The sequence below is a fragment of the Methanosarcina mangrovi genome, from assembly GCF_052057765.1.
Classification (GTDB): domain Archaea; phylum Halobacteriota; class Methanosarcinia; order Methanosarcinales; family Methanosarcinaceae; genus Methanosarcina.
On sequence record NZ_CP195120.1, the window covers coordinates 586618 to 610275 of the forward strand.

Annotated in this window: 19 protein-coding genes; 18 read left to right on the top strand and 1 reads right to left on the bottom strand. The window is 38.7% G+C overall.

Annotated features, from left to right (window positions below):
- The first annotated feature begins 8 nt into the window (after positions 1-8).
- The 13 genes from ACSAZL_RS02795 (at position 9) to ACSAZL_RS02855 (ending at position 13754) form a co-directional block, all read left to right on the top strand.
- The gene (locus ACSAZL_RS02795; RefSeq protein WP_440947229.1) at positions 9-926 is read left to right on the top strand and encodes a UDP-glucuronic acid decarboxylase family protein; all 918 of its coding nucleotides are present in this window, start codon (positions 9-11) and stop codon (positions 924-926) included.
- Positions 927-1001: 75 nt separating this feature from the next.
- Entirely contained in the window at positions 1002-2135 is a 1134-nt protein-coding gene (locus ACSAZL_RS02800; RefSeq protein WP_440947230.1) for a glycosyltransferase family 4 protein, read from the top strand.
- A 275-nt stretch (positions 2136-2410) separates the two neighbouring features.
- Entirely contained in the window at positions 2411-2953 is a 543-nt protein-coding gene (gene rfbC / locus ACSAZL_RS02805) for a dTDP-4-dehydrorhamnose 3,5-epimerase (RefSeq protein ID WP_440947231.1), read from the top strand.
- Positions 2954-3079: 126 nt separating this feature from the next.
- Entirely contained in the window at positions 3080-3979 is a 900-nt protein-coding gene (gene rfbB / locus ACSAZL_RS02810; RefSeq protein ID WP_440947232.1) for a dTDP-glucose 4,6-dehydratase, read from the top strand.
- On the top strand, positions 3952-4761 hold the full coding sequence (rfbD, locus tag ACSAZL_RS02815; RefSeq protein ID WP_440947233.1) for a dTDP-4-dehydrorhamnose reductase: 810 nt from the start codon (positions 3952-3954) through the stop codon (positions 4759-4761). Before rfbB ends, rfbD begins: the two co-directional genes overlap by 28 nt.
- The gene (locus ACSAZL_RS02820) at positions 4758-5480 is read left to right on the top strand and encodes a sugar phosphate nucleotidyltransferase (RefSeq protein WP_440947234.1); all 723 of its coding nucleotides are present in this window, start codon (positions 4758-4760) and stop codon (positions 5478-5480) included. Before rfbD ends, ACSAZL_RS02820 begins: the two co-directional genes overlap by 4 nt.
- A gap of 227 nt (positions 5481-5707) precedes the next feature.
- Entirely contained in the window at positions 5708-5857 is a 150-nt protein-coding gene (locus ACSAZL_RS02825) for a dTDP-4-dehydrorhamnose 3,5-epimerase family protein (RefSeq protein WP_440948767.1), read from the top strand.
- A gap of 299 nt (positions 5858-6156) precedes the next feature.
- Positions 6157-7587, top strand: coding sequence for a flippase (locus tag ACSAZL_RS02830; RefSeq protein ID WP_440947235.1), 1431 nt, complete (start codon positions 6157-6159; stop codon positions 7585-7587).
- A 248-nt stretch (positions 7588-7835) separates the two neighbouring features.
- A complete protein-coding gene (locus tag ACSAZL_RS02835) occupies positions 7836-9161 on the top strand; it encodes a Coenzyme F420 hydrogenase/dehydrogenase, beta subunit C-terminal domain (RefSeq protein WP_440947236.1) in 1326 nt (441 codons plus the stop codon).
- Positions 9151-10371, top strand: a complete 1221-nt coding sequence (locus ACSAZL_RS02840; RefSeq protein WP_440947237.1) for a polysaccharide pyruvyl transferase family protein — start codon at positions 9151-9153, stop codon at positions 10369-10371. The genes ACSAZL_RS02835 and ACSAZL_RS02840 overlap by 11 nt, the downstream gene beginning before the upstream one ends.
- A gap of 448 nt (positions 10372-10819) precedes the next feature.
- Positions 10820-11941 carry a glycosyltransferase family 4 protein gene (locus ACSAZL_RS02845; RefSeq protein WP_440947238.1) on the top strand — a complete coding sequence of 374 codons (1122 nt, stop codon included), beginning with the start codon at positions 10820-10822 and terminating at the stop codon, positions 11939-11941.
- Complete coding sequence (locus tag ACSAZL_RS02850; protein ID WP_440947239.1) at positions 11938-12861, top strand: glycosyltransferase; 924 nt, start codon at positions 11938-11940, stop codon at positions 12859-12861. The genes ACSAZL_RS02845 and ACSAZL_RS02850 overlap by 4 nt, the downstream gene beginning before the upstream one ends.
- A complete protein-coding gene (locus ACSAZL_RS02855) occupies positions 12756-13754 on the top strand; it encodes a glycosyltransferase family 2 protein (RefSeq protein ID WP_440947240.1) in 999 nt (332 codons plus the stop codon). The genes ACSAZL_RS02850 and ACSAZL_RS02855 overlap by 106 nt, the downstream gene beginning before the upstream one ends.
- 137 nt (positions 13755-13891) lie before the next feature.
- Here the strand turns inward: ACSAZL_RS02855 and ACSAZL_RS02860 are convergent, their stop codons facing one another.
- Positions 13892-14962, bottom strand: a complete 1071-nt coding sequence (locus tag ACSAZL_RS02860) for a glycosyltransferase family 4 protein (RefSeq protein WP_440947241.1) — start codon at positions 14960-14962, stop codon at positions 13892-13894.
- Positions 14963-15028: 66 nt separating this feature from the next.
- Here ACSAZL_RS02860 and ACSAZL_RS02865 point away from each other — a divergent pair, with 66 nt between their 5' ends.
- From ACSAZL_RS02865 to ACSAZL_RS02885, 5 genes are all read left to right on the top strand, one after another.
- Positions 15029-16183 carry a glycosyltransferase gene (locus tag ACSAZL_RS02865; protein ID WP_440947242.1) on the top strand — a complete coding sequence of 385 codons (1155 nt, stop codon included), beginning with the start codon at positions 15029-15031 and terminating at the stop codon, positions 16181-16183.
- A 125-nt stretch (positions 16184-16308) separates the two neighbouring features.
- Entirely contained in the window at positions 16309-18852 is a 2544-nt protein-coding gene (locus tag ACSAZL_RS02870) for an oligosaccharyl transferase, archaeosortase A system-associated (RefSeq protein WP_440947243.1), read from the top strand.
- Positions 18853-19377: 525 nt separating this feature from the next.
- Positions 19378-21900, top strand: a complete 2523-nt coding sequence (locus ACSAZL_RS02875; protein ID WP_440947244.1) for an oligosaccharyl transferase, archaeosortase A system-associated — start codon at positions 19378-19380, stop codon at positions 21898-21900.
- Between the two features lie 231 nt (positions 21901-22131).
- Positions 22132-22629 carry a homoaconitase small subunit gene (gene hacB, locus ACSAZL_RS02880; protein ID WP_440947245.1) on the top strand — a complete coding sequence of 166 codons (498 nt, stop codon included), beginning with the start codon at positions 22132-22134 and terminating at the stop codon, positions 22627-22629.
- Positions 22630-22779: 150 nt separating this feature from the next.
- Positions 22780-23637 carry a DUF7714 family protein gene (locus tag ACSAZL_RS02885; protein ID WP_440947246.1) on the top strand — a complete coding sequence of 286 codons (858 nt, stop codon included), beginning with the start codon at positions 22780-22782 and terminating at the stop codon, positions 23635-23637.
- Positions 23638-23658: the final 21 nt, after the last annotated feature.

Consider the following 23658-nt stretch of genomic DNA (forward strand, 5'->3'; position numbering starts at 1 on the left):
TTCTTCTGATGAGATCAATCGTAACTGGAGGAGCAGGATTTTTAGGTTCGCATCTCTGTGACCTTTTACTTGAAAAGGACCATAAGGTAGTTTGTATAGATAACCTGCTAACAGGTAATCCAAGAAATCTTGAACATATCAAGTCTGAGAAATTTACCTATATCAAGCATGATGTTACGAAGCCTATTTATTTTGGGGATAAAATTGATTACATCTTCCACCTTGCAAGCCCGGCCTCTCCGATTGATTATCTTGAATTGCCCATCCAGACCCTGAAAGTAGGGGCTCTTGGGACTTACAATATGCTGGGACTTGCCAAAGAGCAGAAAGCTCGTTTCCTTCTTGCTTCTACTTCAGAGGTTTATGGCGATCCGCTGGTAAATCCCCAATCAGAGACTTACTGGGGCAATGTCAATCCCATCGGTCCGAGAGGCGTTTATGATGAAGCGAAGCGGTATGCCGAAGCGATCACGATGGCTTACCACCGCTATCATGGAGTTGACACTCGAATTGTACGCATTTTCAATACATACGGGCCCAGAATGCGCGCAAATGATGGTCGTGTAGTTCCAAATTTTATTTCCCAGGCGCTTGGCGGAGAAGATATTACTGTTTACGGAGATGGCTCACAGACCCGTTCTTTCTGTTACGTCTCGGATTTGATAGAAGGGATTTACAGGTTAATGATGTCTGGTTGCACCGAACCTGTGAATATTGGAAACCCGACAGAGATGAGCGTTTTGGAGTTTGCGAAATTGATTATCGAAATTACGGGGAGCAAATCAAAGATTGTTTATGAGGCCCTGCCGGTGGATGATCCAAAGGTGAGAAGACCGGATATCAGCAAGGCAAGGGCATTGCTTGGATGGGAACCAAAAGTTTATTTGAGAGAAGGGTTGAGGCAAACAGTAGATTATTTCAGATAATGATTACAGTAGTTTGTTTCGGCTACAATTCTCAAGATAAGAAAGAAGTGTAAAATGGTCTGGTGAGGTTCTCTGATGAAGATAGGGATAGTTGTACCTTATTTCACACCTTATATTAATGGAAACGAATATGGGCTGGCTAAAAGTCTTTCTTCCCTGGGTCACAAGGTTACAGTTATTACGTCCACTGCTAAAGCCCCTCGTGAAAAAAAAATAGTTGATCCCAATAATTCAAATGCGAATTCGGATCTAAGTTTTTCTGTTAATTACCTCCCTACTTTAGTGGATTTTGGTGATAATCCCATTGTTACGGGAGGAGTCCGTTCCGTCAAAGATTATGATGTTTTGATGCTTCAGGAGGATTATCCTTACATCTGCCATAAGGTGTACAGGGCAGCTAAAAAACATGGAATTCCTATGGTTTTATCCTCTGAAAGAACTTATTACCCTGAAAATCCTGTGAAGTTGTATGCCTTAAAAACTCTTGACATCACCGTCAATAAGCTCCTCCGGAATGGTGTGGAGGTCTTAACTGCGCACTGTACAGCTGCAAAAAATTTTATGTCTGCCGAATTAGGCGTGAAAAGGGAAATAAGAGTTGTAAATGTAGGAGTGGATTCGGAAGTCTTCAAGCCTTTATTATCTGCTAACAGATACCTGAAAACGGGTGATCTCAAGATACTTACCGTTGCTCGTTTGCATGAATATAAGGGGTTGGAGTACTTAATAGAAGCTATGCAAAAGGTTGCCCACCAAATTCCTGAGGCTCATTTGTATATCCTCGGGAAGGGTTCGGAAGAACAAAACCTCAAAAAACTGAAAGAAACTTTAGAGCTGGAAAGGAATGTAACGTTCATTTCAGAGTCTATTCCAAATTACAAAATGCCTGAGTTGTATTCCGAGTGTGATATCTATGTGCAGCCCAGTATTATAGAACCTTATGGAATTGCGGTTCTTGAGGCAATGGCATGTGGTAAGCCGGTGGTGGGGACAAAGGTTGGAGGTATGCTGGACACAATTAAAGATGGAGAGTGTGGCTTTTTAGTGGACTCGCGAAGCCCTGATCAGTTGGCTGATAAAATACTACTATTAGGGGATGGGGCTTTATGTGAAGAGTTTGGAAAGGCTGCAAGAACAAGGGTACAGGATAGGTTTGATTGGATTAAAATTGCTTATGAATATCAAAGGATTTTAGACGGATTAGTGTAGTTTCGGTGTAATTTCAGTGTATTTTAAGAAGTGTTTTGTTTAAGAATTGTTTTAAAAAATCTCCTGAACTTTTTGTTTTTATCTTATCTGAAAAACTTGTATGAGTAATATTCTGTTATGTTATTCGGTAATATTCTGTTATATTATTTGGAATGGAAGATGAAAAAGAAACGTATGAGTATGCTCGATCCCAATCATTATTCGAACCTGATAACATCCCGCATCTGGCAAAATACTATTGAAAACAGAAGGAGCGACAAGATTCAATGAAGTGTATGGAAACAAAAATTGAAGGTCTTTTTATACTGGAACCCAGAGTTTTTGCGGATGATCGGGGATATTTTTTTGAGAGCTACAACAAAAAAACTCTGGACGATTTGATAGGAAAAAAATATATCTTTGTCCAGGACAACGAATCAAAATCTTCTTATGGTGTGGTTCGAGGACTCCATTACCAGTTAGCTCCTTACAGTCAGGCAAAACTTGTAAGAGTTCTGCAAGGATGTGTATACGATGTTGCAGTTGATTTGCGTAAAACTTCGCCAACCTTCGGGGAGTGGGCAGGTGTTAAACTCTCTGGCGAAAATAAAAGGCAGTTTCTAATTCCAAAGGGTTTTGCCCACGGATTTTCAGTGCTGAGCGAAACCGCAGTTTTTGCATACAAGTGCGATGAATACTATCATCCCGAAACCGAGGCGGGAATTGTCTACAATGATCCTTCATTGAACATTGATTGGAAAGTAAGGGAAGAAGACATAAAGGTTTCTCCAAAAGATGGTCTACTACCCGGATTTGAAAAAGCTGAAATGAACTTTTAATGCAGAAATTTTTATCTTTTGAAACAGTTTGTTTATCGTTATTATGTATTATTTGCAGAGGTGACCTGAACGAAACTGCTGGTAACAGGTGGCTGCGGATTTATAGGCAGCAATTTCATCCGTTATATGCTGGGAAAGTATCCGCATTATCGGATTATAAACCTTGACAGATTGACATATGCCGGGAACCCCTCCAACCTTAAAGATATTGAGAACAATCCGAATTATTCTTTTGTCAAAGGAGATATTTGCGACCCTATCGTTGTGAACGAAGCGATAAAAAAAGTGGATCAGGTTGTTCATTTCGCTGCCGAAAGCCATGTTGACCGCTCAATTGAAGATGGTTCGGTTTTTGTAAGGACAAACGTGCTCGGTACAAACACCCTTCTCCAGAGTGCGCTTGCAAACAATATCAATAAGTTTGTACACATTTCCACCGATGAGGTATACGGAAGTATTAAAGAGGGATCTTTTACTGAAAAAGACAAACTGAATCCTTCAAGCCCTTATTCTTCAAGCAAAGCAGGTTCGGATCTTCTTGCAATGTCCTATTACACAACTTACGGGCTTCCTGTTTGCATTACCAGGTGTACAAATAACTTCGGACCTTACCAGTATCCTGAAAAATTAATTCCTTTTTTTATCAGCAGGTTAATGGAAGGAAAAAAAGTTCCGGTTTACGGTACAGGCCTGAACATCCGGGACTGGATCTATGTTGAAGACCACTGCTCTGCAGTAGATTTTGTCCTTCATAACGGAAGCAGCGGAGAAGTCTACAACATAGACGGCGGAAACGAACTAACCAACCTTGAAATTACTCGCCGCCTTCTGAAAATGCTTGGCAAAGATGAATCCTCAATCGAATACGTGGAGGATCGAAAAGGTCACGATTTCCGTTATTCCCTTGACGGCAGTAAACTGGAAAAAATGGGCTGGAAACCCAAATATGATTTTGATACCGCTCTCGAACAGACGGTCAAATGGTATGTTGAAAACCGATGGTGGTGGGAACCATTAAAATGCTGATCCTCGGTGCAAACGGGATGCTAGGTGCAGACCTCTGCAAAGTATTTCCAGATGCTGTGAAACGGACACATAAGGAGCTTGATATCACAGACCGAAAACAGGTTATCGAATCCATTCAAAAAATGAAACCTGATGTCGTAATCAACGCAGCAGCCTACACGAATGTGGACGGCTGTGAAGACAACAAGGAACTTGCATTTCAGGTAAATGGATCCGGACCTGGGCACATTGCAGAGGCCTGCGCCAAAGTAGATGCAACACTTGTTCATTTCAGTACTGATTATGTTTTTGACGGTTCCAAAAAAGAATATGTAGAGTCTGAAATACCTAATCCGATTAATGTATACGGTCATTCAAAACTTCTAGGTGAAAAGAAAATCATCGAGAATATGGATGATTACAGAATTGTGAGAATTTCCTGGCTTTTTGGAATAAATGGAAAAAATTTCGTTGAAACCATGCTAAAGTTATCCAAGGAAATGGATAACGTAAAGGTGGTAAATGACCAGTTCGGCAAGCCCACCTACACAATCGACCTTGCCAACAAAGTAAAAGAAATAATAAAACTCGACCCAGGAATTTATCATATTACAAATGATGGGATCTGTTCCTGGTATGAATTTGCTTCTTCTATTATCGATAATTTAATTCCCTGTACCAGTGAAGAATTCCCAAGAAAAGCAAAAAGGCCAAAATATTCAGTTCTTGTGAATACTAAAACCGAACCCATGAGACACTGGAAAGAAGCACTTAAGGACTATTTGCAGGAGAGAAATATATGAAAGGAGTAATACTTGCAGGCGGTACGGGCAGCAGACTGTATCCCCTAACTAAAGTTACTAACAAGCACCTTTTACCGGTATATGATAAGCCAATGATCTACTACCCGATGGAGACCCTGATAAACGCCGGAATAAAAGAAATTATGATTGTGTCTGGAAGAGGTCATGCCGGACATTTCCTTGAACTTTTAGGTTCCGGGGTCGATTTTGGAGTGCATTTTACTTATGAAATTCAGGAAAAAGCTGGAGGCATTGCTCAGGCACTTAGCCTGGCCGAAGATTTTGCTGATGGGGACAATGTAACTGTTATTCTTGGGGATAATATTTTCCAGGACAACATCAAAAAGGAGGTCACAAATTTCAAGAAAGGTGCCAGGATTTTTCTGAAAGAAGTGCCTGATGCTCACAGGTTTGGAGTGGCAGAACTGAAAGGTGAGAAAGTAATAGGAATTGAGGAAAAACCAAAAGAGCCAAAATCCAATCTTGCAGTTACAGGACTTTATATTTATGACTCTGACGTTTTTAGCGTAATTAAAACACTCAAGCCTTCCGGAAGGGGTGAACTTGAGATCACGGATGTAAATAATTATTACATAAGTAAAGGGGACATGAAATATGGAATTCTTGTGGGTTTCTGGAGTGATGCAGGAACTTTTGAGAGTTTATTAAGAGCCGGAATGCTTGTGAAGCAAAGTATACACAAAAACTTCTCAGATTAATGAATGGGGGGCAAGTCGGCAAGTGGTTTAAATATGTACACATCTGCGAAATGTAGGTTATACATTTAGTTTTTTAATTAAATGGAACACTATCATCCCGTAGAAAGGTCCCCTAACAAATATACTCTAAAGACTAATTGTTCACAGATATTTTATATATAATTATCAATTTAAAAAGCCGACTTGAATAAAATAAGAACATGACTGCGAGAAACTTATGAGACGACATCCAGAACAACGAGGCCAAATTCTCCTATGGAGTAAGCCACGAACTACATTACCAGTTAGCCCTTTACATTCAAGCAAAACTTATTAGAGTCCAAGAAGACAAGTTATACGATGTTGCTGTAGATCCGAGAAGGGGTTTACTAACTTAAGAGAATTAGCAGGTATAGAACTATCGTGGAGAACTATCGTGGAAGCAAAAAGCAATTTATGTTCCAAAAGGTTTTACAAAAGACTCAAAACTTTCAGAAAAGAATAAGTTCCTGCCAAAATTGAAAAACAGCAAAATGAATTAAAGACACTATTTTGAGTTTGGGGATTAGCTCAATTACTAGGTAAAAAGAAGATATGAAGTATAATAGATTCTGGAGTGATGATGAAGAATTTAAAAGTTTTTTTAAAAGCAAGACAAGTGATAAAAAATTTTAAAAATGAAGACTGAGTGATTAGATTGACTACTCCAAAAACCATTGCAAAAAACACATTTTTTTTAATTCTTGCTAAAGTAGTTGGAATGATTTTAGGTTTATCCTATGTGATGTATGTTGCAAGATATCTAGGAGCGGATAGATATGGAGTGTTATCATTTGCTCTTTCTTTTACTGCAATTTCAAGTATTATATTGGATCTTGGATTTGGAATTCTAACAGCAAGGGAAGTATCGAGGGATAGAAGTTTAGGTAATAGATACCTGGGTAACATACTTCCGGTGAAATTTATAGTGTCTATTATAGTTTTTGGATTAGTATTCAATGCACTAAATTTGATGAATATTCCCCAGGAGACTAAACTAGTAATATATCTGATATTGATTTATACTATATTGACTAGTTATAACTCTCTTTTCCAATCAATATTTCAAGCGTTTCAAGAAATGAAATACATCTCAATCGGCCAGATATTAAATAATTTATTCATGTTCATCGGCGGAATGATTTTAATATATAACAAAAGTGATGTTGTAGAATTTGCTCTTCTTTATTCAGTAGTCAGTTTTGTTGTATTAGGATACAGTTCATTTTATTGTTTTAGAAAGTTTATAAAGCCAACTTTGAGTGTAGATATCAAATTTTTAAAAAAAATTGCACCAGAGGCATTACCCTTCAGTGCAACTATCATGATATCGGTCTTATTTTTCCATACTGATATAGTTATGTTATCAGCAATAAAGGGTAACGAAATCACAGGTCTCTACGACTCCGCATGTAAAATAATACTTGTGATCGTTTCTTTCGCGGAAGTATTTATATATGCAATATTCCCAGCAGCTTCAGAGTTATTTTTATCTTCAAAAAACTCGTTAGAATTATTGTTAGAAAAATCCTCAAAATATTTATGCATACTAGGATTTCCAGCTGCATTTGGGATAATATTGTTATCAAATGAGATTATAAGACTGATATACGGAGATGGTTTCATCGAAGCCTCAAAAGTCCTTCAAATTCTTGGATTATACTTACCATTTAGATTCATAAGTCATGCAACAGGATGGACTCTGGCTTCAATAAATAGAGAGCCGTTACGCACACTGAGTGCAGCAATCTCAATCGGAATTAACATTATGTTAAATTTAATATTAATTCCAAAATATGACATGGTCGGAGCTGGCATCGCAACCGTAATTTCTCAACTAGTATTATTTACATTGTATCGACATTTTGTATCAAAATATTTCTATCCATTGCCTTTGTTAAAGATTGCACTGAAACCCTTAATAGCATCTATAGTAATGGGACTTTTTATTTGTCTAATAAAACCATATAACTTATTTGTGGTGATAACTATCTCCAGTATAATATACTTTTCAGTGTTATATCTAGGTAAAGGTTTTGACACAGAAGATAAAAAAATATTCCATGAAATAATTTCTGGAGTTAGTTAATGAGTTTATCCCATCCATATTCTTAACCACCTGGATTTTTCAGAATTATCTCCATAATCGCTCTCAATTGGTTATTCCAGATAGATCTCAATTGGTTATTCCATATAGATTCAAAAAAGCAAATTTTGAGTTTGTGAATACTCAATAAAATAGATAGAATTACCATCAAATTCATTTTTAAAACTATTCTGTTATAATTTTAGTTCAATGAGGCAAAAAATCCAAATTCTTATGCAGTAGGGGTATAGATGAAAAAACTAGCATCAATCGATAGAATAATCAGGATGGATGTCTGCATCGGATGCGGGACGTGTGCAGGAATATGTCCTAATTCTGCGATAGAAATGTTGCTTGATGACATTAAAGGTAACTATATCCCAAAAATAGATGATAATAAGTGTAATAAATGTGGACTTTGTTTAAAAGTATGTTCTCGAGACCCAGCTGAAACTTTAAATTTTAATGTAGAAATGCTACATGGTAAAAAAGAAAGCCAATTCATAGGAGATTACAACAGCTGTTATTTGTCCAATTCTACAGACGAACAAATAAGATTTAATTCGTCCTCAGGAGGTTTAATAACCTCACTTTTAATTTTTGCTTTAGAGAAAAAAATTATTGACGGTGCGTTAGTAACAAGAATGAGCAAAAATAATCCATTAAAATCAGAGCCCTTTATTGCAAAAACAAAAGAAGAGATAATCGAAGCTTCGCAATCAAAATATTGTCCCGTTCCTACGAACATGCTCATAAAAGAAATTTTGAAATTAGATGGAAAATTCGCAGTTGTGGGACTTCCATGCCATATAATGGGTTTCAGAAAAGCTGAATCAATTAATCCAAAATTAAAGAAAAAAGTAATATATCATTTTGGACTTTTTTGTTCACATACAAATAATTACCATGCTACCGATTTTTTGATTCAAAAGCTTAATCTGAAAGAAGAACATATAAAAGAAATAAGATACCGTTGCAGAGGGTGGCCTGGCGGAATATTAATAAAACTCAAAGATTCTAGTGAAAAATTCATACCAAACCAAAGTGAGGTTTGGAATAGTATTTCAAATGGTTTTTTCTTTACTCCCAAAAGTTGCCTTACGTGCAAAGATCTTCTATCCGAATTTGCGGATATTTCTTTTGGTGATCCCTGGTTAAGAGAAATCATGGATACTGAAAGTATAGGAAAATCAATCATAATCACAAGAAATGAAGAAAGCCAGAAATTAATTGAAGAAGCGAACTCCAATAGAATTATTGAAATTTTTCACATTAAATATGATGATATAATAAGATCACAAAAGTTTTTTTTACATTTTAAAAAAATTAATATACATTACCGCCTTAGAAATTATTATAGTAAAAAAGAACAATTACTAAAGCCAAAATACTGCAGATTAAATAAAGTAGCTGCAATATTTCCCTACATAAACCGCTACATAGGCAGCAGAAAGGAATCAAGATATTTCTTAAAATGTGCCCCGGAAAAAGTGATCCAGACATATATAAAATTTTATTATATGATGTATTTTAAAATAATAGAAAGAGATCTCGATAAGTATGAATTTGAAAGATAAAAAACCAAACCTTTTAATTTTAAATGCTCACTGGAATAACAGGGGTGATGAAGCAGCAATTAGAGCAATGATAGATTCAATCGAATCAAAAATACTTCTAAATAAAATAGAAATTATGATCCTATCACGTAACGTGACCCAATTTCCATACAAAAATATTCCTCTAATCAAACCATATCCTTTGGATAGAATCGATTACTTAGATTCACTCATCTCATTGTTCACATTGGGAACTATATCATTTACAGAAAACGGGAGAAGATTCCACAAGTCTGTAAATGAAGCAGATATAGTAATTCACGCTCCGGGAGGGCCGGCTATTGGAGACATGTATGGAGGGAAAGTTGCTGACTATGAATACTTATATCGCCTACTTATAGCAACCCTGAAGGGAAAACCAACATATTTTTATGCTCCGTCAATGGGTCCATTTACGAATAGATACCGGAATAAAGTACGAAAATACATTCTGAAAAAAGCTAAACTTATAACTGTAAGAGAAGAAATTTCAGCAAAATATTTAAAAAAACAATTAGGTTTAGATTCGTACGTAACAATCGACTCTGCACTTCAAAATAATATCTCTGAAGATCACTTACAAAATACTCGAGAGATTCTTGAAGTAATGCAAATCATAAAAAATAAAAATGTTATAGGTCTCACAATAACAGATTTGAAGTGGCATCCGCTATACAAAGATAATAAAGAATTTCATGAACAGATAAAAAAATCTATTTTCGAAACAATTGAATATCTAATAAACAAAGGATATTTTGTACTTTTGATACCCCAACTTTTTGGAGAGCAAAATGACATAAATTTACTTAACACTTTTAAAAAAATAGATGAAAAGAATATCTCCATTCTTCCCGAGAATCTGGATTCCTATGCCCAACAAATCATTATTTCCAAATTATATTGTGTTATCGGCATGAGATATCATTCGAATATATTTGCTGCAAAGGGTAACGTTCCATTTATATCCATATATTATGAGCATAAAATGAAAGGTTTTATGCAAAACTTAGGACTTGACAACTTAATGATCGATGTCAAAGAGATTACATCAGATAAAATTAAGGATAAATTTGTATATTTAGAACAAAACCATAATGACGTAAAAAAATACTTAACAGATCAAATGCCTGAACTGAAAAACAGATCTAGAAAAACTACGGAATTATTCATGGAGAATATAGGATTCCGATAAATAAATAAGTACTTCGCAAATTTTCATTTTCTGATTAGTGTATTATCCCAAAATTATTTCTCTTTTTTAATTTCTTCTATTGCAGTTACATATCGTATACATGGGACCCACTATTTTACTTCAACTTCGAATTTGCTCCATTTTACATTATTATTCCACTGTATCAAAATGGAATTGGAATTTACCCAAGGTTTAACTTTTAGAGTCTTCTGTTGCTGTATTGGAGATTGAACTTTCAAATAGTTTTGAATCTGCGAAATCATTTCAGGATACGACAAAAGTGGGTTGCCGGAAATAGATATATAGTACTGGAACATAATAAAAAATTCAGGAAATTAAATACATACCAGTTTCACGTGCATACCTAAAAAATAGAATTCTTAGATTAATTATAATTCTTTGACAATAGCTTTTGATGCTTATGTTTTCTTTTATCGGTGACAGAACAATGAAAATAGCATTCCTTGCGACGAGGTTAATAGAATATGACGCTATAAGTAATTATAGTGTGGATATGCTTAAAAAACTTTCAGATCACCACCGTGTTGATCTTTATACTTTTGTGACCCAGACAGAAATACCACCTGAAGTTCACCAATATAACTATACCAGAATAAAAGAGCACAACATTAAAGCTGTTCTTCTTTCTACAACGAAAATAAATCAACTAGCCCGGAAATTGGGAGAATATGATCTGTTAATCTTATATGGCCCGGATGTACCTGTATTAGTCAGTGCTTATATAGCCAAATATTCTAACCCCGATTTGAAATTAATATGGGATTTTCAGGGTATAACACCAATACGTTATGTATACTTAAAAGATAAGTTATTGACCTTTATCAGACGTTTTGCAAGTTTACAATCAATGAAATACAGCGATCTTATTTTAGTCCGAAGTGAATTTATTAAGAAAGAGATTGAGCCATATGTTAACGCTAGGAAAAGCCAAAAAATATTAGTAACGCCATTAGGAATATCTCTTGACCGCTTTAAAAATATAGATGCTACGGAAATAAGAAAGAAGCATGGCTTGCATGACCGAATTGTTTTATTGTATGTTGGCCGCCTGGTTCCGTCCAAATGCGTGGATTTTCTGATTAAAGCCATACCTCTTCTTAGTGAAGATTTTGTGTTGGTTCTTGTTGGAGGCGGGACAGAAAGGGAAAATTTGGAAAGTTTAGCGGCCTCATTAAATGTCTCGGATAGAGTAATTTTTGCTGGAAAAGTATCAAATGAAGACTTACCAAAATATTACGCTTCTTCAACTGCATTTGTTACAGCAAGTTTGCATGAAGGTTTTTGTGTACCGATTGTAGAGTCTTTTGCAAGTGGTAAACCGGCTGTAGTCCCTAATAGGGCTTCAATGCCGGAAGTAGTTGCAGACGGCGGGCTGATTTATAACGGCTCAATGGAAGATTTTTTGAATAAATTGAGGAGTCTAAAAGATCCGAAAATCCTTGAAACAATAAATGGAAGGGTGAATCAAATCATTAAAAAATATGATATTACAAAAGTATCTGAGGAATATCTCAAAATTATAGAGAAAGCTATGGACGGATCCAAATGAATGATTTGCCTCCAGTATCTTTTGTTGTTTTAACTTTAAACAATAAAAAAACAATACGAAGCTGTATTGAATCAATTATTTCCCAAAATTATCCCTCCTTTGAGACTCTCGTTATTGACGGAGGGTCAAGCGATGGAACAAAAGAAATCGTTGAGGAGTATAGTGATTCAAATGTAAAACTCTATGAGTTTGTAGGATATGGCATTGGGAAATCAAGGCAGACAGGGGTTGCTCTTACAACAGGAGAAATCTGTGCATTTATAGACTCCGATTGTGAGCTTCCAGATTCCTATTGGACAAAAAAAATGGTCGATCCCTTTCTAAAATATAAAAACTTGGGTGGAACGTGGGTGCTTGGTGCATATAAAAAAGATTATCCCAGTTTAGCCCGCTACTCTATATTGCAACATCCATACCGGCGAAAAAAAATTCCAAAACTTATCAGTGATGAAAACTACATTGAAATCGGGACAGGGCATACTCTTCTCAAAAAAAGTGCGATTTTAGACGCGGGTGGTTTTCTTGATTTAAAAGCTAAAGAGGATATCAATTTAACCTACAAGATGGTAAAAGCCGGATACACGTTCTTTTATGTTGAAAACTCCGGGGTGTATCATCTTCATGCAACTACTTTTAAAGGTTATATGAAGAAATACGAGAGGGACATAAATGTGAGCCTAAATGAAAAAGAGGGTGATAGCAGAGGAAGTAACAGTAGAGGAAGTACCGGTGCTATTTCATTTATTATTTCAAATACACTTATATTGCCTACCGGATTAGCCCTTTATGGCGTCATAAAGGACAGAGATCTGGCATGGTCCTGGCATCCTTTGATATGTACTGGAAAACTGGTTATGGTAGCCAGATCGTTTTTAAAGTTAAAGTTTGTGAAGAACAGAAAAAACTCTCAACTACAATAATGATAATTATGTTATCTGTTATCCTTCTTAATTACAATCAACCGGATATGACGATTGATTGCATTGAATACCTTCTCAAAAATAAAAATTATTACGACGATTTTGAGATAATTGTTATTGATAATGGTTCCAATGACGATTCTGTTATAAAACTTGCAGAAACTACAAGTAAATACAATCTATGTTTTATAAATAACAAAGAAAATCTCGGTTTTGCTGAAGGGAATAATGTAGGGATAAAAGTATCCAAGGGCGAATGGGTCCTGTTACTTAATAACGATACAGTATTTAAAGAAGATTTCATTTTGAAAATGGCTAAAGCTGCGGAAGATAATCCCAATTCAGCGGCAATCGGCCCCAAAATTTATTATTATGACGCTCCATCTAAAGTTTGGTATGACGGAGGAAAAATAACAAAGCATTACAATTTTGTAAGAGATTCTTCGGAGAATAGCGAAGATTATAAACAGGTTGAGTGGATAACTGGCTGTGCTCTGATGATTAATAGAAAGGCACTTGAAAAAGTAGGTCTTTTAGATAAAGATTTTTTTATGTATAATGAAGACGTTGATTGGTGTATAAGGGCGAAAAAATCCGGATTAGATCTGATATATACTCCTTATGCTAAAATTTGGCATATTGGGTCTAAAACGACAACTGAAAATTTTAAGAATTCGTTCCAAATTTATTATGGATATCGAAATAAATTGTTTATAATACATAAAAATACCAATCAACTCGAATATATACACCTCACATTTATTATCCTTTCTGGAATTTGCTATCGAATAATAGAATCAATTGCACAGAGAAATTTTGATTCAGCCAAAGGATACTGGTTTGCAATGATTGACGGATTAAGGTATAAACCCAAAAAAAGATTTTTACGATAAGTATTACAATACTATGCAAATGAAGTTATAATACTGTGAAAATGAAGTTATGCTAAAAATCATGACTTTGCTAAATTCCAGATATCTAAGCGACGTCCCGATCAAGGGGATCAGGTTCAATTCCGTATGCGGATTTCTTAGAAATACACATTTTCGATTTCTTCTATGACGTAATCCCAATCAAAAACAGTAAGATTCTTCGTAATAAATTTACCAGTTGATTTTATATCTTTCAACTGATTTATCAGATTAATTATCCTCTCTTCTTTGATTGGTTCATCTACCCCGAAACACTGGATTCCATCAACAAACTCCTCGAGTGCACTTCCCATTGCAACCACGCAAGGAGTACCGGAAGCCAGTGCTTCAGCAACTGTTATTCCATAGGCTTCATGAGAGGAAAGCATCAAAAATACATCTGCTGATGCATAACATTCCAGAAGCTCTTTTCTTGAGATGTCTTTCAGCCATTCTATTCTTTCTGCTACTTCAAGTCTCTCAGCCACATTGTGAAGGTCCTTTTCATAAGGTCCTTTTCCCACAATTCTTAATCGAAAATCCTGGAGTTCCGGCAAACTTTGAATAATATATTGTACTCCCTTGTATTCTTCCAGGCGCCCTACATAAAGAAGTATCTTTTGATTGCTGTCACTTTTTTGATGTCCAGGATTTTCAAATTCCGAGAGATTAATGCCATTTGGAATCTTTACAGTTTTTTGCCCGACGTCAAAATCAGAATCCACCAGCCTTTTTTCATATTCAGATATACATATAACAGTATCTGCACGAGAAAAGATCATCTTTCCAATAAATTTGTAGGGTTTATGGAGCAGATTTCTAAATGGGGTGTGTCCTCCACGATGGTAATATGGGGAAAATACAAACTTTTTTTTACGCTCACCCAGAGCTGCAAAAAGAGCCGGTAGAGCATGATAACTATGCGCATGAATAACATCGTAGTTATGATTTTTCAGATAAGCATATATTTGGGGAGCAAAATAATACGCATTCCCGGGAGCAAACGATTTGAATCTTGTAACTTTCACCCCGTTAATTATGTCTTCTTTTTTCAATTTCCCGCTAGGGTCCGTAGTTATTACTTCGACATTGTGGCTTTTTGAAACCAGTCGTTCACTAATTTCTTTGACATCGGTTTCAACTCCTCCAATATCCGGGTAATATCTTGGGCAAACCTGCGCAATCTTCAATCAGAAAACCTCTCTTAAGGTCTAATGCATTAGCTTAATATAAAGATAATGTGATAGTTAAGGTAAATGGTAGCCAAGAAAAGCATTTGCATAGTCGGACCTTCTAAACGTTTTTTAAGTGGTATCAGTTATTATACGATCAGTCTGGCAAACGCAATGTCTGTGGAGAAAAAGGTCTCCGTGATATGTTTCCGGCAGTTGCTTCCAACCTTTCTTTTTCCAGGGAGATCTCATGTAGGAAAAAATATTTCAAACCTGAATTTTTCCCCTGAGCTACCTGTTTTTGACGGAATGGATTACAATAACCCTCTGACATGGATCAGGGCATATAGTTTTATTAAATTACAGAAGCCAGATGTCATAATTTTACAATGGTGGACCTCTTCGGTAGCGCACCTGCATCTCCTGTTAAGACTCTTTGCGGGTCTTTTAAACAAACCGAAGATAATCATTGAGTTCCACGAGGTTGTAGATCCCTTTGAGGAATCCATACTACCAATACGCCTATATTCCAGAATTGCGGGAAAATTACTTCGCAAAAATCTCGATGCTTACATCACTCATTCAGAATCGGACAAACAACTTATTGCTGAGAGGTATGCGATAGCTCCGGATAAAATCCATGTAATTCCTCTCGGACTCTTTGATCAATATGGGGGACTTCTGGAGGAAAATGAAGCAAAAGAAATTCTTTCGATAAAAGAAGATTTTATCATCCTTTTTTTCGGCTTGATCCGCAAATACAAAGGGGCCCCTTATCTTATCAGGGCTTTCGAACAGCTTCCAATAGAAACCCTTGAGAAAAGCAGGCTGCTGATTGTCGGAGAAATCTGGGAAGACCGCAAAGAACTGCTTGACCAGATCGAGGCTTCCCCTTACTCTGAAAGGATCACACTTGTGGACGAATATGTCCCCGATGAAAAGGTAAGCCTTTACTTCAGCGCTGCAGATGTGGTAGTCCTACCATACCTGAGGGCGTCCCAGAGCGGAATTGCCCATATAGCCATGGCTTTTGGAAAGCCGGTTGTGGTTTCTGAAGTAGGCGGCCTGAAAGAGTCTATGGCTGGATATGAAGGTACTTTTTTTGTTCCCCCTGGAGATGTGGAATCCATCCGGAAAGCTGTCCTGAACCTTCTAGGAAAGAGCGAGTATTATGAATCTCCGGATCAAAAATGGGATAAAATTATAAACCGTTACATCGAATTAATACAATCTATTTAATTTTCTTTTGGCATGGAGGTACTGTGATTTGAAAAGTACCTTCATTATTTGTGCCTGTTATTCAAAGGATATTTTGTGTTTTTCTGTAGCTCTATAATTAGTTGCACTTCCTGAAGGGGATCACTATGAGTTCTCAGGCTCGTTCCGTACCAACGTTTAAGTCTAAAATTAAATCCAGCTTGCCTTATACTCTGATAGTTTCAATAATCGGTTTTATGGCTTTCTGGATCAGAATACGCCCCTCTGATTCAGTTTTCCTGTCCAATGGATTTGTAAGGTTCGGGGGCAACGACCCCTGGTACCACATGCGGACCTTAAATCTTCTCCTTGAAAATTATCCCAACAGAGTATTTTACAATCCCATGACTAACTACCCTAATGGAAGTTACATCCATTTCGGGCCGCTGTTTGACCAGATGATGGCTATAACCTCGCTGTTCCTGGGGATGGGTAATCCCGGTCAGGAACTGGTTAATACCATCGGAGCCTATTTCCCTGCAGTGCTCGGAGCCCTTACGGTCATTCCTGTTTACTATATCGGAAAATATCTCGGGGGCCATAAAACAGGCATATTGGCCGCAATCCTGATCGCACTTGCTCCAGGGCAATTTTTGGGCCGTTCCCTCATAGGCTTCACGGACCACCATGTAGCTGAGACTTTATTCAGCACTTTCTTCATGATGTTTTTCATGCTGGCTTTGATTTCTGCAAAGGAAAGGGGACTGCGTTTCGAGCATATAAAGAACAAAGAATGGGACACCCTGAAAGAACCTCTGGCATACTCGGCGATGGCTGGAATAATGTATTCGGCTTACCAGCTTTCATGGCCGGGTGCTTCTCTTTTCTTATTGATCACTCTGGTTTATGCCGTGATCCAGTACGTTATCAACAATTTCCGTAACGAAAACAGCGATTACCTCGGAGTTTCCGGTACAGCTACATTTCTTGTAAGTACCATACTTATACTTCCTTTCATCCATTTTGATATGGGTTTCTCAATGTTTTATTACTCCTGGTTCCATCTCGCCACCGTCATTGGAGCAATGACATGTTTTATAATTTTGAGTTTTTTCGAGAAGGAGTTCAAAAGAAGAAACTTAAAGGCCTATTATTATCCCCTAATAATAGTCGGAGTTTTTATCTTTTGGCTTATTGCAGCAAAAATTGCGGTTCCTTCCCTCTATTCGATGGTAATAAGTGCTCCACATTCGATTTTCGGGATCCAGACGGGAGGGCTCACTACAATTGCAGAAGCTACTTCCATATTTTATCCCTATGGAGAATTTTCATTCTCAAGGGTGTTTGATTATTTTACAGCCCCAGCTTTTTTCGCTTCGATCGTAGGAATGCTTCTCCTTACATCAAGTTTCGCCAGAAAACCAAAACCTGAACAATTGCTGGCTCTGGTGTGGGGCCTTTTCATGTTCATGGCAATCTATGGTCAGAACCGTTTTGCATATTATTATTCGGTGAATATTGCGGTTATGGGAGCTTATCTGGGAGGCAGGCTTCTTGAACTTGTAAAGTGGGATGAGCTCGAAGAAAGCTTCGGGACAAAGGTAAAATCGCTTAAGGATCTGCCCGGTTTCTTCAGATTTATAAAAATAGAACAGGTCTTTGCAGTCCTTGCCATATTCGCGGTGCTTGTTTTCCCGGAGTATTCCTCTGCAATGGGACAGACAATAGGCACCGGAGGTCCAAATGGGCCATGGATTGAAGCCTGTCTCTGGCTTAGATCCAACACTCCAGACCCCGGGATGGATTATAATGCTACCTACGAGGCCCCTGAGGACGGAAAAACTTTCGATTACCCTGAAACCGCTTACGGAGTTATGTCCTGGTGGGACTACGGGCACTGGATTGAAACTATCGGGCACCGAATGCCCAATGCCAATCCTTTCCAGGCTGGAATTGGAGGGCGAGGAGGAAGTATTGAAGACGAGAACCAGCCCGGAGCTTCGACTTTCTTTACAGCCCAATCCGAAGAAGAAGCGACTAAAATGCTGGAAGCAGTTGATCCTGCCCCGGATAAAGCCGGAGCCCGTTATATTGTCTCAGACATAGAAATGGCTTCTTTATTTACAGGGAAAGTAAATGCAAAATTTTTGCCTATGGCTACCTGGACCCTTGATTCCGAAGGGTACTATCAGCCTTACTGGACAGGGAGTGGATACCAGTATCTTCCTTCCGAACGTTACTTTAACTCAATGGAATCAAGGTTACATATTCTGGACGGAAACGGCCTGAAGCAGTACCGTCTTGTGCACGAAACCTGGATGTATCAGACTGATGAAGCCTGGTACAAACAGGTTTACAATTCCCTGTATGGAGGCAACATCTCCGAAGTCGACACGGGTTATGTCAAAATCTTCGAGTATGTAAAAGGTGCAAATATAGCCGGGACAGCCTCCCCCAATGAAACGGTCAAAATAAGTACAACAATTTTGACCAATCAGGGAAGGACTTTTGAGTATTCTCAGTTGACCACTTCGGACTCTGAAGGCAGGTATGAATTCACCGTTCCCTATTCCACCGAAGGCTCTATTTCCGGGGAAACCCAGTTCGATACTGTTCCCGCAGGCCCGTATTTCGTAAGTTACGGGAATACGGCTAAGGAAGTAAAGGTCACTGAGGAAGCCGTGTTAAATGGAGAAGAAGTAAAGGTTTGAACAAACTTCAAGCATATGGGTTTGAGCTCGATTTAATTTTTAAATCCTTCATTTATTTTTTTCCATTTTTCTATATTATCGAGCTTGATTTTTATTGATGACGGCTGCCAAATTTTATCTGGAGCCTATTTATTTCTCCTATCTATCCGTTATTTAGATATACTATTAAAAAAGTTATTTTACGAGTTTAGGGTTTCTCAAATGTATTATGCATATTGCGCGTTTTTTGAAAACGTGTTATTATCTCTGAGGGAGATGGCTTGAAATAATTAGGGGTCGCTGTGAAATCCCTATGAAGGAACACATCGTTCCTGCAGGATTGGTGGATTCGTCAGTGGCTTCTTTCCTGAAAGCTGTCGGAGTCAATTTTACGGCGAGGACATTGAGGTTCTATCATCAAAAAAATGAATCAAAAAAACTTTGCATCAAAAACCTTTGCATTTGAATTTACGAAATCTATTTGATTTTCTTCTAACGTAAATTATATATTTTATTGTAAAAATGTACCTCCTGAAGGAGATTACTATGAGTTCTCAGGATCCCCCTGTATCAACGTATAAGTCTAAAATAAAATCCAGCTTGCCTTATACTCTGGCAGTTGCAGTAATTGGTTTTGTAGCTTTCTGGATCAGAACCCTTCCATCAGATACGGTGTTCCTATCCAACGGGTTTGTAAGGTTCGGGGGCAACGACCCTTGGTACCATATGCGGACCTTAAATGTTCTCCTCGAAAACTATCCCATCAGGATGTTTTTCAACCCTATGACCAACTACCCTAATGGGAGTTATATCCATTTTGGGCCGCTGTTTGACCAGATGATGGCTATAACCTCACTGATTCTGGGAATGGGAAATCCCAGTCAGGAGCTGATTAATACCGTAGGTGCTTATTTCCCCACAGTGCTTGGAGCCCTTACTGTCATTCCTGTTTATTACATCGGAAAACATATAGGAGGCCATAAAACAGGCATTCTGGCTGCAATCTTGATAGCTTTTGCTCCAGGACAATTTTTTTCCCGTTCAATAATTGGTTTTACGGATCACCACGTAGCTGAATCTTTATTCAGTACTTTCTTCATGATGTTTTTCATGCTGGCTTTGATTTCTGCAAAGGAAAAGGGCTTGCGTTTTGAGCATGTAATTACAAAAAATTTCGGTGTCCTGAAAGAGCCACTTATATATTCTATTATGGCCGGTGTGATGTATTCGGCTTACCAGCTTTCCTGGCCAGGGGCTTCTCTTTTCTTATTGATTGTTCTTGTTTATGCTGTGGTTCAGTATATCCTTGATTATTTCCGCGGGGAGTCAAGTGACTATCTGGGATTTACAGGCATAGTCTCATCTCTGACAAGTGCAATCATTATACTTCCTTTCATTCATTCTTATATGGGCTTCTCAATGTTTTATTACTCTTGGTTCCATCTCGCCACTGCTATTGGAGCAATGACATGTTTCATAGTTTTGAGTTTTATTGAAAGGGAGTTCGAGAGCAGGAATATAAAAGCCTACTATTATCCTCTGGTAATATTCGGAATTGGCATTCTGAGCCTGCTAGCATTAAGAATCGGAGCTCCATCCATATATTCTCTGATCATAAGTGCTCCTGGTATGATTTTTGGAGTGCAAACCGGAGGAGCAGCTACAATTGCTGAAGCATCATCAATATTTTATGAGAGTGAGGCTTTTACCCTTTCAAGAGTCTTTGGGAACTTTACAGCCTCAGGTTTCTTTGCTTCTCTTCTCGGGATGTTAATACTGGCTGTAAATCTTTTCAGAAAACCGAAGCCTGGAGAAGTACTGGTTCTTGTCTGGAGTTTTTTGGTTCTCCTTACCATCTACGGCCAGAATCGTTTTGCATATTACTATTCCATTAATGTAGCAGTTCTCAGTGCCTATGTAGGAGGCCTGCTGCTTGAAAAGGTGAAGTGGAGCCAGCTTAGTGAGAAGTTTAGATCCAGCGTGAAATCTCCTGCCGATATCCCGGGATTTTTGAAATTCGTTAAGATAGAACAGGTTATTGCGGTTCTGGTTATAGCAGTTGTCCTTATTTACCCAGCATACGGTCTCACAATGAAACAGACAACAGGCACAGGCGGTCCTGATGGGACCTGGATTGAAGCCTGTCTGTGGCTCAAATCCAATACTCCTGACCCGGGAATGGACTACAATGCGATCTATGAGGCACCCGAAGACGGAGAAACTTTCGATTACCCTGATGCCGCTTACGGAGTTATGTCCTGGTGGGACTACGGGCACTGGATTGAAACTATCGGACACCGGATGCCCGATGCCAATCCCTTCCAGGCTGGAATAGGAGGGCGAAGAGGAAGTATTGAAGACGAGAACCAGCCCGGAGCTTCGACTTTCTTTACGGCCCAATCCGAAGAAGAAGCAACTGAAGTGCTTGAGGCCGTTGACCCTGACCCGGATAAAGCCGGAGCTCGTTATGTTATCTCGGACGTCGAAATGGCAACAGGCAAGTTCTACGCAATGACTGCCTGGACTCTTGATTCCGAAGGGTACTATCAGCCTTACTGGACAGGAAACGGATACACGTACCTTCCTTCCGAGCGCTACTTCAAATCAATGGAGTCAAGGCTGCATATTCTTGACGGAAACGGCCTGAAACAGTATCGTCTTGTGCACGAAACCTGGGCATATCAGACTCAGGAAGCTTCGTACAAACAGGTTTACAACTACCTTTATGGAGGAAACATCTCCGAAGTCGATACGGGTTATGTCAAAATCTTCGAGTATGTTAAGGGTGCAAATATCACCGGGACTGCTTCCCCTAATGAAACGGTCAAAATAAGTACCACAATTCTGACCGGTCAGGGCCGTACTTTTGAGTATTCCCAGTCTACAACTTCGGACTCTGAAGGCAGGTATGAATTTACCGTTCCCTATTCCACCGAAGGCTCTATTTCCGGGGAAACCCAGTTCGATACTGCGCCCACAGGTCCGTATGTCGTAAGCTACGGAGATACGACTAAGGAAGTAAGGGTCAGCGAGGAAGCCGTGTTAAATGGAGAGGAAGTGAAAGTCTAAGGAAGGTCCGCAGTTAGAAGTAAAGTCTAAAGCAGTAAGACGTGCATTATGTTCTTCTGCACATCTGCTTTTCTTCCAATTTTTACTTTTTTCTTTGCTGCACTTTTTCTTAAATATCTGTCTTTAGTTATCATCATTTTCTTAAGTATCCGTCTTTAATTATCTATCATTTTCTTAAATATCCGTCACTTAGATATACTATTAAAAAACCTACTTCACAGGTGATGTGTGATGAAAAACCCTATCATAGGCCGAGTCTGGAAATTCGGAGACGACATAGACACTGATGTGATTATCCCGGGAAAGTACCTGCGGACAAAGGACATGCAGATTTTTGCAGCTCATGCGATGGAAGGTGTCGACCCTGAGTTCACAAAAAAGGCAAAACCCGGAGATATTATTGTTGCAGGGGAAAATTTCGGATGCGGTTCATCAAGGGAACAGGCTCCTCTGGCTATAAAGCATGCAGGAATAGCCTGCGTTGTGGCAAAGTCCTTTGCAAGAATCTTTTTCAGAAATGCGATTAACGTGGGGCTGCCCCTGATGGAGGCCGATATTGAGTGCCAGGAAGGGGACGAGATAGAAGTCGACCTGCTCAAAGGGGAGGTCAGAGTTCCGGGAAAAGGGGTGTTCACCGGAAACAAACTGCCTGACTTCCTGCTCGATATGCTCACAGACGGTGGACTTGTTGCCCATAGAAAAAAAGCACAGAGCGAGCAGAAAGAATAATAACTGCTTAATAGACAGAGCAGAAAGAAAGACAATTGCTTGATAGACAGTAACGATCTGATTGAAAGAGTCACTGACAAGAAGCGGATAGAATTCGAGCAGGTTGGATCCAGTAACCAATCAAAAAGCCGATTAAAACAGCCGATCAATATGATTTTTCCTGATGAATACAAGCATGTGGGGGTGACAAAAGCCCTTCCAACAGGCACCGAGCAGCCAATTTATTTCCTTACGGAGTACCTGATCGAAGAAAGAGAAAATCCCGAAAACGGAAATCCTGAGTATGCAGTTTACCGCGTGAAAAAAAGTGGGGACGGGCTTCTCAGAAAGGTTGAAGCCCTTGAGCTGATCGCCTCAGGCGATGAGGTAGTCAGGTATGCCCGGGAATTAAATATAAAAGACCGGTCCCTCCTGATCGAGACCGCCTCAAAGCTCTGCACAGGCAGGGTAAACACCGTCATTTTTACGGGTGTGGACAGGCACGTTACAATTGTTCACGACCCTGATCCCTCCGAGATTCTCGAAATCGAAATTCTTGACGTTGCCCCTCCCGAGCCTGCCTGGCTTTCCCAGGTTGTGAGGAGGCTTGAAGCCAGCGGGATTTTTGGCGACCTGCAGATCCGGTTTACTGAAAAGATAATTGACCTCAGGCAGTTCGAGGGAGAAAACACGGTTTTTCCCTGCAGTGCTTCAGGCCTTGAAGGCAAATGCCTTGACTCGGATTTTCTTACCGAACACGGGCACCTGCTTGTGGGGTGTGAAATCTCAAAAACCCTTTTTGAGATGCGTTTTCCGGAACTTGAGTATTCTTTCGTAAATATCTGCCCTTTTAAGTCCGAGGTAGTCGTACCCTCAAAACCCTTTATTACGCGCTGCTGCAGGTCCGAAAAATCAGGGATTGTAAATATTTTCGGTTTTGAAGGAGCTGTCGTCCACTGGGGGGCATCCGAACACCAGGTTGCTGAAGCGGTCCGAAACCTTGTAAACAGGCTGAGGAAAACTGATTGATGTATTTGAAAATCCGAGTTG

Excerpts from the sequence above, each read along its gene's own strand:
- ACSAZL_RS02795 (WP_440947229.1), top strand. The coding sequence starts at position 9 with ATGAGATCAATCGTAACTGGAGGAGCAGGATTTTTAGGTTCGCATCTC.
- ACSAZL_RS02800 (WP_440947230.1), top strand. The coding sequence starts at position 1,002 with ATGAAGATAGGGATAGTTGTACCTTATTTCACACCTTATATTAATGGA.
- rfbC (WP_440947231.1), top strand. The coding sequence starts at position 2,411 with ATGGAAACAAAAATTGAAGGTCTTTTTATACTGGAACCCAGAGTTTTT.
- rfbB (WP_440947232.1), top strand. The coding sequence starts at position 3,080 with ATGCTGGGAAAGTATCCGCATTATCGGATTATAAACCTTGACAGATTG.
- rfbD (WP_440947233.1), top strand. The coding sequence starts at position 3,952 with ATGGTGGTGGGAACCATTAAAATGCTGATCCTCGGTGCAAACGGGATG.
- ACSAZL_RS02820 (WP_440947234.1), top strand. The coding sequence starts at position 4,758 with ATGAAAGGAGTAATACTTGCAGGCGGTACGGGCAGCAGACTGTATCCC.
- ACSAZL_RS02835 (WP_440947236.1), top strand. The coding sequence starts at position 7,836 with ATGAAAAAACTAGCATCAATCGATAGAATAATCAGGATGGATGTCTGC.
- ACSAZL_RS02845 (WP_440947238.1), top strand. The coding sequence starts at position 10,820 with ATGAAAATAGCATTCCTTGCGACGAGGTTAATAGAATATGACGCTATA.
- ACSAZL_RS02850 (WP_440947239.1), top strand. The coding sequence starts at position 11,938 with ATGAATGATTTGCCTCCAGTATCTTTTGTTGTTTTAACTTTAAACAAT.
- ACSAZL_RS02855 (WP_440947240.1), top strand. The coding sequence starts at position 12,756 with ATGGTCCTGGCATCCTTTGATATGTACTGGAAAACTGGTTATGGTAGC.
- ACSAZL_RS02865 (WP_440947242.1), top strand. The coding sequence starts at position 15,029 with ATGGTAGCCAAGAAAAGCATTTGCATAGTCGGACCTTCTAAACGTTTT.
- ACSAZL_RS02870 (WP_440947243.1), top strand. The coding sequence starts at position 16,309 with ATGAGTTCTCAGGCTCGTTCCGTACCAACGTTTAAGTCTAAAATTAAA.
- ACSAZL_RS02875 (WP_440947244.1), top strand. The coding sequence starts at position 19,378 with ATGAGTTCTCAGGATCCCCCTGTATCAACGTATAAGTCTAAAATAAAA.
- hacB (WP_440947245.1), top strand. The coding sequence starts at position 22,132 with ATGAAAAACCCTATCATAGGCCGAGTCTGGAAATTCGGAGACGACATA.
- ACSAZL_RS02885 (WP_440947246.1), top strand. The coding sequence starts at position 22,780 with ATGATTTTTCCTGATGAATACAAGCATGTGGGGGTGACAAAAGCCCTT.